The organism is Rothia sp. HMSC066H02 (assembly GCF_001814995.1).
In the GTDB taxonomy this organism is placed as follows: Bacteria; Actinomycetota; Actinomycetes; order Actinomycetales; family Micrococcaceae; genus Rothia; species Rothia mucilaginosa.
Window position 1 is genome coordinate 245,281 of record NZ_KV818683.1, and the last position, 13,889, is coordinate 259,169.

The 13,889-nt window shown below is 61.1% G+C and carries 13 protein-coding genes; all 13 read left to right on the plus strand.

Annotated features, from left to right (window positions below):
• Positions 1-22: 22 nt before the first annotated feature.
• The gene (rimP, locus tag HMPREF2999_RS05175; protein WP_049348873.1) at positions 23-694 is read left to right on the plus strand and encodes a ribosome maturation factor RimP; all 672 of its coding nucleotides are present in this window, start codon (positions 23-25) and stop codon (positions 692-694) included.
• A 109-nt stretch (positions 695-803) separates the two neighbouring features.
• Positions 804-1,901: a transcription termination factor NusA gene (nusA, locus tag HMPREF2999_RS05180; protein WP_070674100.1), complete on the plus strand. Its 1,098-nt coding sequence runs from the start codon at positions 804-806 to the stop codon at positions 1,899-1,901.
• A gap of 251 nt (positions 1,902-2,152) precedes the next feature.
• Entirely contained in the window at positions 2,153-2,494 is a 342-nt protein-coding gene (locus HMPREF2999_RS05185; protein ID WP_005507088.1) for a YlxR family protein, read from the plus strand.
• A 219-nt stretch (positions 2,495-2,713) separates the two neighbouring features.
• A complete protein-coding gene (infB, locus tag HMPREF2999_RS05190) occupies positions 2,714-5,575 on the plus strand; it encodes a translation initiation factor IF-2 (protein ID WP_070674097.1) in 2,862 nt (953 codons plus the stop codon).
• A 172-nt stretch (positions 5,576-5,747) separates the two neighbouring features.
• The gene (rbfA, locus tag HMPREF2999_RS05195) at positions 5,748-6,188 is read left to right on the plus strand and encodes a 30S ribosome-binding factor RbfA (RefSeq protein WP_005507090.1); all 441 of its coding nucleotides are present in this window, start codon (positions 5,748-5,750) and stop codon (positions 6,186-6,188) included.
• Positions 6,189-7,286, plus strand: coding sequence for a tRNA pseudouridine(55) synthase TruB (truB, locus tag HMPREF2999_RS05200; protein ID WP_070674094.1), 1,098 nt, complete (start codon positions 6,189-6,191; stop codon positions 7,284-7,286).
• Positions 7,287-7,506: 220 nt separating this feature from the next.
• Positions 7,507-8,214 (plus strand): DUF4345 domain-containing protein, encoded by a 708-nt coding sequence (locus tag HMPREF2999_RS05205; protein WP_070674092.1) that lies wholly within the window; start codon positions 7,507-7,509, stop codon positions 8,212-8,214.
• 262 nt (positions 8,215-8,476) lie between these two features.
• A complete protein-coding gene (locus HMPREF2999_RS05210) occupies positions 8,477-9,493 on the plus strand; it encodes a bifunctional riboflavin kinase/FAD synthetase (protein ID WP_070674090.1) in 1,017 nt (338 codons plus the stop codon).
• A 219-nt stretch (positions 9,494-9,712) separates the two neighbouring features.
• Positions 9,713-10,171: an S-ribosylhomocysteine lyase gene (locus HMPREF2999_RS05215; RefSeq protein ID WP_005507094.1), complete on the plus strand. Its 459-nt coding sequence runs from the start codon at positions 9,713-9,715 to the stop codon at positions 10,169-10,171.
• Positions 10,171-11,064 (plus strand): 5'-methylthioadenosine/S-adenosylhomocysteine nucleosidase, encoded by an 894-nt coding sequence (gene mtnN, locus HMPREF2999_RS05220; protein ID WP_049341700.1) that lies wholly within the window; start codon positions 10,171-10,173, stop codon positions 11,062-11,064. Before HMPREF2999_RS05215 ends, mtnN begins: the two co-directional genes overlap by 1 nt.
• Before the next feature lie 275 nt (positions 11,065-11,339).
• Complete coding sequence (locus tag HMPREF2999_RS05225) at positions 11,340-11,678, plus strand: hypothetical protein (protein ID WP_044142243.1); 339 nt, start codon at positions 11,340-11,342, stop codon at positions 11,676-11,678.
• A 252-nt stretch (positions 11,679-11,930) separates the two neighbouring features.
• Positions 11,931-13,331: an amino acid permease gene (locus HMPREF2999_RS05230; protein ID WP_070674088.1), complete on the plus strand. Its 1,401-nt coding sequence runs from the start codon at positions 11,931-11,933 to the stop codon at positions 13,329-13,331.
• Between the two features lie 262 nt (positions 13,332-13,593).
• Positions 13,594-13,863, plus strand: a complete 270-nt coding sequence (gene rpsO, locus HMPREF2999_RS05235; RefSeq protein ID WP_005507098.1) for a 30S ribosomal protein S15 — start codon at positions 13,594-13,596, stop codon at positions 13,861-13,863.
• Positions 13,864-13,889: the final 26 nt, after the last annotated feature.

Consider the following 13,889-nt stretch of genomic DNA (forward strand, 5'->3'; position numbering starts at 1 on the left):
GGAAGAATGAAAGAAGAGAACTATGGCATACAAGCCGAAGCGTTCTGGCTCTAAGAAGAGCGCCCCGAATGCGCGCGCTCGCCGTGCCGCATCCCGCGTGGCGAATGGTGTGAACGCTCCCCGCACTCGCGTTGAGAGTGAGCCCGTGGTGGAGGCACCGGTGCGCGTGGGTACCCGTGCGATCCGTGAGGAAGAGGTTGCCGAGGCGATTGCCCCGGTTATCTCCGAGTTCTCGCTGGTGCTGGAGGGTCTGAAGATTTCGGGCCCGGCGGCGAACCGCACCGTGAAGATTACGGTGGACTACACCGCTGAGCGTACCGATTCGCTGTCGCTGGATTCCCTCGCGGAGATTTCCGGTGCGATTTCGAGTGCCCTGGACCGTGCGGATGAAAACGACGAGTTCTTCCCCTACGAGCTGGAGGTGTCCTCGCCGGGTGCTACCCGCGCCCTGACCGAGCGCCGCCACTGGGAGCGTGCCCGTACCCGCCTGATTGCGGTCACCGCACCCGACGGCACCGAGTACCTGGCGCGTCTGCACGAGGTGCAGGATGAGGGTCCGGTGCTGGCTCGTAAGAAGAACACGAAGAAGGGTCAGAAGGAGTCGTACCACGAGCCGAGCTTGCTTCCGTGGGAAAATATTGCTTCTGCTCACGTCGAGATTGACTTCAATTCGCCCGCTGAGCCGGTAGAATAGAGTTATTAAAGCTTCAGGCACGGGGTGCTCCGTGCCAGGTATATACCGTTCGGGAGCCGGGGCGCACTAAGCGTCCCGGCGCCGTGCTAACTGGGAAAGGCTGAAAAGCGTGGAGGATATTAAAACTATTGACCTGGGCGCACTGCGCGCATTGGCGAAGCAGCGCTCTCTCGTCATGGAGGAGCTCTTCACCCTGGTTGAGAACGCCCTGCTGCTCGCGTACATGAAACAGCCCGGCGCTATTAAGGGCTCTCGTGCCGTCATCGACCACACCACCGGCGAGTTCGTCATTCTGGCTCCTGAGCTTGATGAGGATAACCAGAAGATTGACGAGTTCGACGATACCCCGAACAACTTTGGCCGTATCGCTGCCGCAACCGTCCGTCAGGTGCTCTCGCAGCGTCTGCGTGACGCTGAGGACGCATCCGTTCTGGGTGAGTTCAAGGATCGTGAGGGCACCCTGGTGTCCGGCGTGATCCAGCAGGGCAACAACCCGCGTATGGTTCAGGTTGACCTGGGCACCGTTGAAGCTGTTCTGCCCAGCAACGAGCAGGTTCCGGGCGAGAAGTACCCGCACGGCTCCCGCCTGCGCGCCTACCTGGTTGAGGCTCGCCGCGGCCCCAAGGGCCCCTCGATTGTGGTTTCTCGTTCGCACCCGAACCTGGTTCTGCGCCTGTTCGAGCACGAGGTTCCCGAGATTTCTGAGGGCCTGGTTGCTATTAACTCCATCGCCCGTGAAGCTGGCCACCGCTCCAAGATTGCTGTGTCCGCGAAGAACCCGACCATTAATGCGAAGGGTGCGTGCATCGGCGATATGGGTGCCCGCGTGCGTGCGGTTGCTGCCGAGCTGAATGACGAGAAGATTGACATTGTCGACTACTCGACCGATCCGGCAACCTTCATCGCTGCGGCGCTGTCCCCGGCGAAGGTCACCGAGGTCATTATCGCGAACCCGCGTGAGTACTCCGCTCGTGCCGTGGTTCCGGATGACCAGCTGTCCCTGGCTATCGGCCGTGAGGGTCAGAACGCACGTCTGGCAGCGAAGCTGACCGGCTGGCGTATCGATATTCTCTCCGAGTCTAAGTACGCTCAGGTTCGTGCCGAGGAAGAGGTTGCAGCTCGCGTGGCTCGTAGCCTGGCTGAAGAAGCTTCCGCTGAGAAGGCAATTGAAGAAGCAGCAGAAGAGTCCGCACAGGACGCTGAATAAGCATTAGCCCCGGTGAGGGGCGTATCCCGCGGCATATCCTTTTGATGCAGGCGCAAGAGATCGGGCAGCAACGTGCCCGGTGTTCTTGCGCCTGCGTCACAGTTTTGCCCATGATTCTTAAAAACGGGATACACTATTAAGATGTACCGGTGCGTAACCGGGCGCTTTAACGCGCCCTCGCATACACCGGATGGAGCATCACGAATGTACGGCGAACGCGGTTCTACACACGCTAGAGAGGGGAGAGGACCATGAGCGATCACGACCTCACCGCAACCTCCGAAGCATTTGAAGGACCGGTCCGTACCTGCATCGGATGCCGTGCCCGCGATGAACAGCGCAACCTGCTGCGCATCGCCCGCACACCCGTCACGTCTGCTACCGAGCAGGCGGACACCCCGCCCTATCAGCCCGATACGGCGGGAACTATGCCCGGACGAGGCGCTTGGATCCATCCGAGCGAAAAGTGCGTAGCCGCTCTGCAGAAAAAGAACGGTCTGGCGCGCGCCTTCAAAAAAGCGGTCCCTGCAGCCCAGTTGCAGGCGTGCTGTGAGCAGATTCGAGCCGTGATTGCGGACTCGACCCCCTCATAGACGCTTTTCGGGTATATGCCCTCTGTAAGTCAACGAGTTTGACGACTTCTTATCTGAAAGCGAGTCAGAAAACTGATGGATATCTAATGAGTGCCGCGAAATGAGTACCCTTTCGTGCTCACCCACCGGCAATTTCACGAATTGGCGCGCCTTCGGGCGTGCACCCCGTAAACATTAGTGTCCGCACCATTCCCGGTGCGGACCGGGAATGGAGAAAATTTGGCTCAGCCTCGAGTACACGAGTTTGCTAAAGAAGTAGGCGTACCTTCCAAGGAAGTTATTGCCAAGCTCAAGGATATGGGCGAGTTCGTTAAGAGCTCCTCTTCCACCCTGAACCCCATGGTTCTGAAGAAGCTGCGCGCGGAATTCCCCGCCGCAGCCGCTAAGCCTGCCGCAAAGGCAGCACCCGCAAAGGCAGCAGCGGAGTCGGCAGCTAAGCCGGCACCCAAGCCCGCAGCGGCAAAGCCCGCCGCTAAGCCTGCGGCAGCTCCCAAGCCCGCAGCGGCAAAGCCTGCCGCTAAGCCGGCACCCAAGCCTGCAGCTAAGCCCGCAGCAGCTGAGAGCGCAGCTCCCAAGCCTGCAGCTAAGCCCGCCGCAAAGCCGGCAGCAGCACCCAAGCCCGGCGGCCCCCGCCCGGGTAACAACCCCTTCGCATCCCAGCAGGGCATGGCACGCCCCGAGGCTGCACCGAAGCCGGCAGCACCCAAGCCTGCCGCTCCGAAGCCCGGCCCCAAGCCCGGTCCTCGCCCCGGTAACAACCCCTTCGCATCCCAGCAGGGTATGAAGCGTGGCGGCGGCGACTCCCAGCGTTCCGGCGGTCCCCGTCCGGCACGTAACGGTCGTCCCGGTGGCAACGGTGGCGCACGCCCCGGCGGTAACGGCGGTCCCCGCCCCGCAGGTGGCGCACGCCCCGGCGGTAACGGTGGCCCCCGTCCGGCAGCTGGCGCACGTCCCGGTGCACCCCGTCCGGCTGGCGGCGGCGGCGCACGCCCGAACCCCTCGATGATGCCCAAGGTATCCAACGTTGGTGGCGGCGCGTCCGGTTCCAACAACGGTGGCGGTAACGGTGGCGGCGGCGCACGTCGCGGCGGCGGTTCCGGCGGCTTCAACCGCGGTCCGGGTCGTCCCGGCCCCGGCGGTCGCGGCAACGCACAGGGTGCATTCGGTCGCGGCGGTTCCAAGCGTAAGGGCCGCAAATCCAAGGCAGCTCGCCGCCATGAGCAGGAGCAGCTGAACGCACCGGCACCCGGTGGCGTGGTTGTTCCTCGCGGCGACGGCTCGACCGAGATTCGTCTGCGCCGCGGCGCGTCCATCATGGACTTCGCTGAGAAGATTGGCGCAAATCCGGCATCGCTGATTACGGTTCTCTTCCACCTGGGTGAGATGGCTACCCAGACTCAGTCCCTGGACGAGGAGACCTTCGAGCTGCTGGGTGCCGAACTGGGTTACTCGATCAAGATTGTTTCCCCGGAGGATGAGGAGCGCGAGCTGCTCGAGTCCTTCGACATTGACCTCGAAGCCGAAGCAGAAGCTGAGGGCGAGGATGTTCTGGAGGTTCGTCCCCCGGTCGTTACCGTCATGGGTCACGTTGACCACGGTAAGACCCGCCTGCTGGACGCTATCCGTAACACCAACGTTATTGAGGGTGAGGCCGGCGGCATTACCCAGCACATTGGTGCATACCAGGTCCACACCACCGTTGAGGGCGAAGACCGCGCGATTACCTTCATCGATACCCCCGGTCACGAGGCGTTCACCGCTATGCGTGCCCGTGGTGCGAAGGTCACCGACGTGGCAATCCTCGTGGTCGCAGCGGATGACGGCGTTATGCCCCAGACCGTTGAGGCACTGAACCACGCACAGGCAGCTAACGTGCCGATCGTGGTTGCTGTGAACAAGATCGATAAGGAAGGCGCGTCCCCGGACAAGATCCGTGGCCAGCTCACCGAGTACGGTCTGATCCCCGAAGAGTACGGTGGCGACACCATGTTCGTGGACGTCTCCGCTCGCAACGGCACCAACATCGACGAGCTGCTTGAGGCTGTCACCCTGACCGCTGACGTGCTCGAACTGACCGCTAACCCGAACAAGGAAGCGCGCGGCGTTGCTATTGAAGCAAACCTGGACAAGGGCCGTGGTGCGGTTTCCACCGTCCTGGTTCAGTCCGGTACCCTGCACGTCGGTGACGCTATCGTTGCCGGTGTTGCTCACGGTCGCGTTCGTGCAATGTTCGATGAGAACGGTCAGGCTGTGAAGGAAGCTGGCCCGTCCCGCCCCGTTCAGGTGCTGGGTCTGTCCACCGTTCCTCGTGCAGGCGACACCTTCCTCTCCACCGAGGAAGAGCGTACCGCCCGTCAGATCGCTGAGAAGCGTGAGGCTGCTGATCGTAACGCTCAGCTGGCTAAGCGTCGTAAGCGCGTGACCCTCGAGTCCTTCGACGCCGCTGTGGCTGAGGGCAAGATGGACACCCTGAACCTGATTATTAAGGGTGACGTCTCCGGTGCTGTGGAAGCACTGGAAGAGTCCCTGATGAAGATCGACGCCGGTGGCGACGAGGTTCAGCTGCGCGTCATCCACCGCGGTGTGGGTGCTATTACCCAGAACGACGTGAACCTGGCAACCGTGGACAACGCGGTGATCATCGGCTTCAACGTCCGCCCGGCAGAGCGCGTTGCCGAACTTGCAGACCGCGAAGGCGTCGAGATGAAGTTCTACTCGGTCATCTACCGTGCGATTGAGGAAATTGAGCAGGCCGTCAAGGGTATGCTCAAGCCCGAGTACGAGGAAGTGGAGCTCGGCTCCGCAGAGATCCGCGAGGTCTTCCGCTCCTCCAAGTGGGGCAACATCGCAGGTTCGATCGTCAAGAACGGCATCATCAAGCGCAACGCCAAGGCACGCCTGGTGCGCGACGGTTCCGTGGTGGCAGACAACCTCACCATCGAGTCGCTGCGTCGTTTCAAGGACGACGCTACCGAGGTTCGCGAAGGTTTCGAGTGTGGTATTGGCCTCGGCTCCTTCAACGACATCAAGGAAGGCGACATTATCGAGACTTGGGAGATGCGCGAAAAGCCGCGTGTCTAAGGCTCACACGCTGATGCGCCCGTCACCCGCTAGTGTTCCCGCACCCGCAGGCTTCTAAAACTGGAGCCTGCGGGGCGGATGCTGGCGGGGCGGGCGCTTCCGCATTACCTGGAACGCCTCCGCAGCACCCCGAGTGTTCGCGGAAGCACCACGACATTTCAAGGAGAAACACATGGCTGATGCAGCCCGCGCGGCACGACTTGCCGACCGCATCAAGGTAATTGTGGCGAAGGCGCTGGAGCGTCGTGTTAAGGACCCCCGCCTCGGTTTTGTGACTATTACCGATGCCCGCGTGACCAACGACCTGCAGCACGCAACCCTGTACTACACCGTGTTCGGCTCCGAAGAGGACGCCGCAAACACCAAGAAGGCGCTGGAATCCGCTAAGGGTATTCTGCGCGCCGAGGTGGGTAAGAACATCACTGCCCGCCTGACCCCCACCCTGACTTTCGTCGCTGACGAGGTTCCCGAGAACGCCTTCCACATTGAGGCGCTTCTGCGTGAGACTCGCGAGCGCGACGCCGCCCTGGCTGCTGCAGCTGAGGGTGCCGAGTACGCTGGTGAGGCTGACCCCTACAAGAAGGATGAGCCTGCCGAGGGTGAGGACGCCTAAGTGGCGAAGAAGCAACCTCAGGGCCCGTCCGGCCTGATGGTCATTGATAAGCCCGCCGGGGTGAGCAGCCACGACGCGGTCTCTCAGATGCGTCGTATTGCTGGCACCCGGCGGGTTGGTCACGCCGGTACGCTGGATCCCGCCGCGACCGGCGTGCTGATTTTGGGCATCAATAAGGCGACGAAGCTGCTGACCTACCTGGTCGGTCAGGATAAAACCTATGACGCGACGATTCGTCTGGGCATTGAGACGCTGACTGAGGACGCCGAGGGTGAGCACACTGCCGCGCATCCGGATGCCGTTGAGGCGCTGACCGGTTTGGACGCTGAGCAGATGCGTGCGCGCATCCTGGAGGCTGTGGCGCAGCTCAGTGGCGATATTCTGCAGGTTCCTTCTGCGGTGTCCGCTATTAAGATCAACGGTGTTCGTTCGTATGCGCGTGTGCGTAGCGGTGAGCAGGTTGAGTTGGCGGCGCGTCCGGTGACGATTAGCGAGTTCACGGTGCATTCCATCAACCCTGGTTTTGCCGAGTACGTGATTGAGGACCCCGAGAACGAGGGCGAGCACGCGGCAACCTCGGTTCCCGTGATTGACTGTGATGTGACGGTTTCGTGTTCTTCGGGCACCTATATTCGTGCCCTTGCGCGTGATTTGGGCAAGATTCTGGGCACCGGTGGCCACCTGACGGCTCTTCGCCGTACCCGTGTGGGCGCGGTGGTGCTTGAGGATGCCGCCGATTTGGCGCAGTTGAAGCAGCGCCGTGAAGAGTCGGAAGCACCGCTGGAAGATTTGCCGCTGCTTCCCCTGGAGGAGGCGGCACGCCGCATCTTTGGTGCGCGTGAGCTCTCTGCCGCGGAGGCGAGCGATATTTCTTACGGTCGTCGTATTAGCCCCAGCGGTGACGGTTCCGTGGTGAAGCGTTCCGTGCACGCGAGCGCGGATGAGTCCGGCGCGGTGCAGCATGCCAGCGTTGAGGGTATTGTGGCGGGCTTCGCTCCGGACGGTACCCTGGTTGCCCTCCTGGAGAATAAGAAGCAGCGCGGGAAGGTGCAAGCCGCCCCGGTGCTGGTTTTTGAGGCGAATCGTTCCTTCAACTAGGCGTTGAGGGCTTATGATGGGCGAAGAGGGTTCGGTGTTTGCGCCTACCCAAAGCTGATTTGCCCAAAACTGAATCCTTCAATCCTGATTGATTCAGCACCTATCGAACGTGCGCCCTACCGAATGTGCGCCCTATTCATTCAACACGCTAACGTGTACAACCCCTGAACACACATGACTACTCGTGCGGGTGCCGCCTGGCCCTGCTGAAGGAGAGAAGATGAGCGAGAACCAGAGCTCTGCTAAGAAGGCGAGTGAGCCTCGTACCGCGCCGGTACCCCGCGTGGAGTCTGCACAGGCTGAAACTGCCGCAAAGGCGGGTGCCGCTAAGCCTGCTGAGCCTATTTCTGCGGCGAAGGCACCCGAGGGTGTTCGCGTAGCCGCACCGGCGTCCGGCGATAAGGCGTCGCAGAAGGCAGATAAGAAGGCTGAGAAGAAGGCAACCCGCGAGGCGTTTGCCCGCCCCAAGAGCATTGAGGAGGCGGCTAAGCCTCAGAACCGTGCGGCGTTCCGTGCGGCTGTGGCGCTGTACGGTCTGTTCATGATTGCGTACGGTGTGTGGCAGGTTCTGGGCGGTATCCGCGTCATTCCGGATGCGCCTGCAGATTTTGCGAACCCCTCGGTGCAGTCGAACTACGTGTTCTTCGCGGCAACCTATGTGGGTGTGGGCCTGTCCTTCGTGTTCATTGCCGTGAAGTTCAAGTGGGTGAACATGCTTGCGTTCTCCTGCCTGGTGGTTTTCCTGGGTGGTGTGGGTCGTATCCTGTCGTGGGCGTTCTTCGGCACCCCGCACTGGTCGCTGATTGTGCTGATGGTGACTGAGCTTGTGATTCCTCCGTGCCTGCTGGTGTGGTACGGCTGGATTAACAAGTCCAATAAGATTCGCGAGGAGATGCTGAAGGCTTCTCGTAACCAGGCTCGTAAGTAGTCGTAACGCCCGGGAAGGTTCCTGCCGCACGGTGGGGTGCCTGCCCGGGCTTTCTTCTGGGCGGGTGCTGCGCATGGATTTTCCAGGTGCGGAGGCTGCACAGTTGCGTGCCAGATACCCCGCCGCATCCGCAAAGGTAGGGGAGAAGGCACCGCCTGCGAGGGGCGCCGTTCCATTCCCTGTTGATTCCCGTTTTGAATTCTGCATCCTGCCGCCTGTGGTCTAGGATGGTTAGGTACATTTATCTTTTTCAGGAGAGCCCGTGACCCTCTACACCGCTTTGAGCGAGGTCCCCGCCGGCTACGGCCCCTCGGTCGTGACCATCGGCAATTTTGACGGCGTGCACCGTGGACATGCCCGCGTGATTTCGCGCGTGGTCTCCCTTGCTGAAGAGCACGGTTTGAGCTCTATCGCGGTCTCTTTTGACCCGCACCCGATGCAGGTGCACCGTCCCGAGGCGGCCCACCACGACATTATGGGTCAGGGTTCGCGCCGCTACTTCATGTGCCTGCTGGGTCTGAACGACTACCTGCTGCTGAACTATAACCTGGAGTTCGCTGCGCAGACCCCCGAGGAGTTCGTGAAGTCCACCTTTGTGGATGCGCTGAACGCGCGTTTCGTGGTCATCGGTGACGACGTGCGCTTTGGCAAGAACAACTCCGGCGACCTGAACACCATGCGTGAGCTGGGGGAGAAGTACGGCTTTGAGGTGGTTGTCGTTGAGGATCTGATGGTGGATGAGAACACCCGCTGCTCCTCGACCCGCATCCGCCAGCTGCTGCTGGAGGGCGATATGCCCGCCGCAACCGAGCTGCTGGGCCGCCACCACATGATGGCTGGTGAGGTCGTGCACGGTCTGGCGCGCGGCCGCGAGTTGGGCTTCCCGACCGCGAACCTTGAGCTTGAGGCGCGCGGTCTGATTCCCGCCGACGGTGTGTACGCCGGCTGGCTCGTGGACGAATCCGGTAACCGTCACCCCTCCGCTATTTCGGTGGGTACGAACCCGACCTTTGACGGTATTGAGCACCGCCAGGTTGAGGCGCACGTGATTGACCGCCCGGAAGAGCGTGTGGAGGATTTCAACCTGTACGGTCAGCGTGTGCTGATTGAATTCGTGAAACGTCTGCGCCCCATGGTGGCGTACACCGGTGCTGAGGCGCTGATTGAGCAGATTAACGATGATGTGGTGCAGACCCGCGAGGTGCTGGCTGAGGACGCGAAGAACTACTGCCCGCCGGAGTGCCCGGTGCAGGCGGAAGTGAAGCATCCCCACTTCTAAGAGCAATATCCTGCGCTCATAGCTTTTGCTTTTAACGTCTTTGAAGCCCCGACGGTAAGATTTTCGGATCTGCCGCCGGGGCTTTTGCGTACCCGACCGGATGTGCAAAAGCGGGCACCTTCTTCGCACCTGACCTCCTGCGCCTTCCGACGAAACGTCCTGCGCCTCCCGTGAGGCACCCCTGTTTTAGTCGTCCTCGTTTTAAGAGAAGATAGAGTCATGGAAAAAATGAACGTCGAATCCTTCAACCTCGACCACCGCGCCGTAGCAGCACCCTACGTGCGTATCGCAGACCGCAAGGTCCTGCCCGGTGGCGACACCCTCATCAAGTACGATATCCGCTTCACCCAGCCGAACACCGCGCACCTGGAAATGCCGACCGTGCACTCCATCGAGCACCTGAGCGCCGAGCACATGCGCAACCACACCGATCGCCTGATTGACTTCTCCCCGATGGGCTGCCAGACCGGTTTCTACGCGCTGACCCTGGGCCTGGAGCCCGAGGAGTTCTTCCCCATCCTGGAAGCAACCCTCAACGACATCCTCAACGCGACCGAGGTTCCGGCAGCTAACGAGGTGCAGTGCGGTTGGGGTGCCAACCACACCCTCGAAGGTGCGCAGGCTGCGGCTCGCGAGTTCCTCGCGGCACGCGATGAGTGGGCGCAGGTGATGGCGTAATGAGCGCACAGATTCCTGACGCTTTCGCATCCGCCTTCAACCCGGTGGACTTTGACCCGAACGCTTTCGACCCGGCTGAGGCGTTCAACAGCATGTTTGAGCTGATGGACGGCATGTCTAACGCCATCATCATTCAGGTGGCTATGGATGAGGAGCTCGCACCCTTCCTGAAGGTCACCGAGGAGCTGCAGCCGTCCTTCACCGAGGGCGCCGCAGTATTCCACCCGCGCTACCTGCAGGTGGGCGAGGACCAGGTTCCGCTGCTGCTGGTTCGCTCCAAGATTGGTCTGGTGAACGCGGCGAGCGCCGTCACCGAGGCAATCAGCTACTCCTCGAACTGCCTGGGCGTTATTAGCGCAGGTACCGCCGGCGGTTTGGCTCGCGGCATTAACGTGGGCGACGTGCTGATTGGCGAGAACTACACCTACACTGACGCAGACGCGACCGCGTTCGGTTACGCGCGCGGCCAGGTTCCGGGCATGCCCGAAAGCTACGACGGTCAGGCGGACGAGTGGCAGGACGCTCTGGAGCATGCGCTCGCCGCACTGGAGCCGGTGCGTGAGCAGGCTGAGAGCGTGTGGGAGGTGCGCCGCGGCCAGATGCTGGCGGGTAACTCCTTCGTAACCGCCCACAATGTGAAGGACACCCGCGAGGCGTTCGAGGGCGCCATCAGCACCGATATGGAGACCACCGCTATTGCGCAGGTCTGCCACAACTACGAGATTCCGTTTATCGGAGTGCGTTGCGTGTCTGATCTGTGCGGCCCGGAGGCTGACCAGGACTTCCACCTCTCCGTGGACGTGGTGGCTCCTCGTTCGGCTCGTTACGCTCTGCAGCTGGCTGCTGAGCTGTGGACCGAAGCGCAGCTGGAGGCGCTGGAGCTGGCTCTCTAAAGCTCTAAGGCTAAAGCTCTAGAGCATGCGGCACGAAGTGAACTCGCATGCGGCAAGTGCCGGGGCGTGAACCTGACGGGTTTGCGCCCCGGTCTTTGCGCCCCGGTCCCTTTATGCCGGTCTTTTTATGCCGGTCTTTTTATGCCGGTCTTTTTGTACTGGTTTTTGTACCCCAGTCTTTTTATGATCAGGCACTTTGACGTACCCGGTCCGTAAGAAATGCAGAAATATTAACCGTGGTGAATATACATTCTGTGTGTCGTGGAGTACTATGAATGTGGAAACTATCCGATCTCACAGAGGAGTACGTCGTGAAGTTCTGCCCGACTCTCGCCTCCGTCACCGGTCTGCTCGGTGGCTACAAGGTTGCATCTAGCACCGGCATCCGCCCGCTCGGTGGCGCTGTCCTGGCACTGTGCGGTGCCGTGGCTTACAAGAATTGGAAGCGTAAGGCTGGCGCAGGCCGTGCCACCTTCCTCACCGCTATCTACCTCGGCGCGTTTGGCGCCGCTCATCCGCTCGCCAAGAAGCTTGGTGCGTGGCCTGCAGTCTACACCGTGACTGCTGCAACCGCTCTGTGCTCTATCGTCATTGGACGTAAGCGACAGAAGTAGTCTTTGACGAAAAGACGGCGGAAAGGCAACGTTGCCTTCCCGCCGTCTTTTGTATTCCCACCCACCGTACCGGTTGGGTGGGGATGCGATGGGGCGACGCGCGAAGGCAACACCTTCCGCGCAACGCCCCATCACTCGATGGGGAGTGAATCAACCGGTACCGCTCTCAGCCGCCTGCTGAGCTGCGGCACCACCCGATAAGTTTCCCCGCCACCGGCGGGTACACCCCACGAGGTAAAGGAAAAGAAGAAGATGAATACCACTCCGGACTCATCCCCGGTACAGCAGGGAGCAGTAGCCTCCGAGAGCCCGCAGCTAGCGCGTGGACTCTCCCTGCGTCACATCATGTTCATCGCCCTCGGCTCCGCCATCGGCACCGGCCTGTTCTACGGCTCTGCATCCGCCATTCAGCTGGCCGGCCCCTCCGTGCTGCTTGCCTACGTTATTGGCGGCGCGGCAGTGTTCATGGTGATGCGCGCAATGGGCGAACTCGCCCTGGCGCACCCGGTCTCTGGCGCGTTCTCCGAATACGCGACCCGCTACCTCGGACGCTGGGCGGGTTTTGTGACCGGCTGGACCTACGCCCTGGAAATGGCGCTGGTCGCCATTGCGGACGTCACCGCCTTTGCCGTGTACATGAAGTTCTGGTTCCCGAACAGCCCCTCCTGGATTTGGATTGTCTCGGTTCTGCTGATTCTGCTCGCTATTAACCTGGCGAAGGTCAAGGCGTTTGGTGAGACCGAATTCTGGTTCACGCTCGTGAAGGTCAGCGCCATTGTCGCCATGATTGTTGGCGGTATCGCCCTGCTCTTCGTGGGTGTGCAGGCGCACGACTCTGTGGCACCCTCCGTCACGAACCTCTGGGCTCTTGAAGGCGGCTTCTTCGCGAACGGATTTACCGGCTTCCTCGCTTGCTTTACCGTGGTGATGTTTGCCTTCGGTGGTATCGAGAACATCGGTATTGCCGCCGGTGAGGCGAAGGACCCGCGCACCTCGATTCCCAAGGCGATTCGCACGGTGCCGTTCCGCATCCTCATCTTCTACATTCTGACCCTGTCGGTCATCATGTCCCTGTACCCCTGGTACTCGGTGACGAAGGCGAACTCGCCGTTCGTGCAGATTTTTGAGGGTCTGGGCATTCCGGCGGCTGCTTCGATTCTGAACGTGGTCATCATTACCGCCGCCATCTCTGCGCTGAACGCGGATGTGTACGGTGCCGGCCGCATGATGTATGGCCTGGCGAAGCAGAACCTGGCGCCGGCTTCCTTTGCGAAGGTTACGAAGAATGGTGCGCCCTGGATGACCACCCTCATCATGGTGCTGGTCATGGCGGTCGGCGTGATTGTGAACGTGCTCTTCGAGAACGCGTTCGAGGTGGTCGCCTCCCTGGCAACCTTCGCGACCGTATTCGTGTGGGTCATGATTCTGCTGGCGCACATTGCCTTCAAGCGCAGCGGCGCCGATACCGAGGCGCAGCCGGTACGCCAGCCCCTGTGGCTGAGCTACCTGGCGTTGGCGTTCATGATCTTTATCGTGGTGCTCTTCGGCTGCTTCGCCGACACCCAGCTGGCGCTGGTGATGGGCGCAATCTGGTGCCTGTTCCTGCTGGGCTACTACCGCCTCGTGGTTGTGCGCGCTCGCAGTGAAGCATAAGCACTGAATAAACGTAGAGCCCACCGAATAAACGTAGAGCCCGGTATGAGAAACCAGCTGTGAAGCCCGGCGACCGGTAGTGTGATGAGCTACCTGTCGCCGGGCTTCTGCTCACCCTTCCACGAAAGCGCCCCTGTAGCGTAGAATGGGAAGAACGCGTCTGCAGTCCGCAGTAGACGACGTGTATTACAGGGCGTAAGCCCACCACCCGGCGGCAACCGTCCGTACGGGACGTATGCGGTACTAACTCTAGGAGTTAAAAGTGGCACTGGATCCCGCTGTCAAGCAGGCAATCATCAAGGAATACGCAACCCACGAGGGCGACACCGGTTCGCCCGAGGTTCAGATTGCAGTTCTGTCTCGTCGTATCGCCGACCTGACCGAGCACCTGAAGTTCCACAAGCACGATCACCACTCCCGTCGTGGCCTGATGATCCTCGTTGGTCGTCGCCGCAACATGCTCGGCTACCTGAAGAGCGTCGACATCGAGCGTTACCGTTCGCTGATCGAGCGCCTGGGTCTGCGCCGATAAAGCAGGAGCGTCTTGACGCTTTTGTG

What these genes read in the sequence shown, in the direction of transcription:
- mtnN (WP_049341700.1), top strand. Translation starts at nt 10,171, where the DNA reads ATGAGCGCACAGATTCCTGACGCTTTCGCATCCGCCTTCAACCCGGTG.
- HMPREF2999_RS05185 (WP_005507088.1), top strand. Translation starts at nt 2,153, where the DNA reads ATGAGCGATCACGACCTCACCGCAACCTCCGAAGCATTTGAAGGACCG.
- HMPREF2999_RS05225 (WP_044142243.1), top strand. Translation starts at nt 11,340, where the DNA reads ATGTGGAAACTATCCGATCTCACAGAGGAGTACGTCGTGAAGTTCTGC.
- rimP (WP_049348873.1), top strand. Translation starts at nt 23, where the DNA reads ATGGCATACAAGCCGAAGCGTTCTGGCTCTAAGAAGAGCGCCCCGAAT.
- rbfA (WP_005507090.1), top strand. Translation starts at nt 5,748, where the DNA reads ATGGCTGATGCAGCCCGCGCGGCACGACTTGCCGACCGCATCAAGGTA.
- HMPREF2999_RS05205 (WP_070674092.1), top strand. Translation starts at nt 7,507, where the DNA reads ATGAGCGAGAACCAGAGCTCTGCTAAGAAGGCGAGTGAGCCTCGTACC.
- HMPREF2999_RS05215 (WP_005507094.1), top strand. Translation starts at nt 9,713, where the DNA reads ATGGAAAAAATGAACGTCGAATCCTTCAACCTCGACCACCGCGCCGTA.
- HMPREF2999_RS05230 (WP_070674088.1), top strand. Translation starts at nt 11,931, where the DNA reads ATGAATACCACTCCGGACTCATCCCCGGTACAGCAGGGAGCAGTAGCC.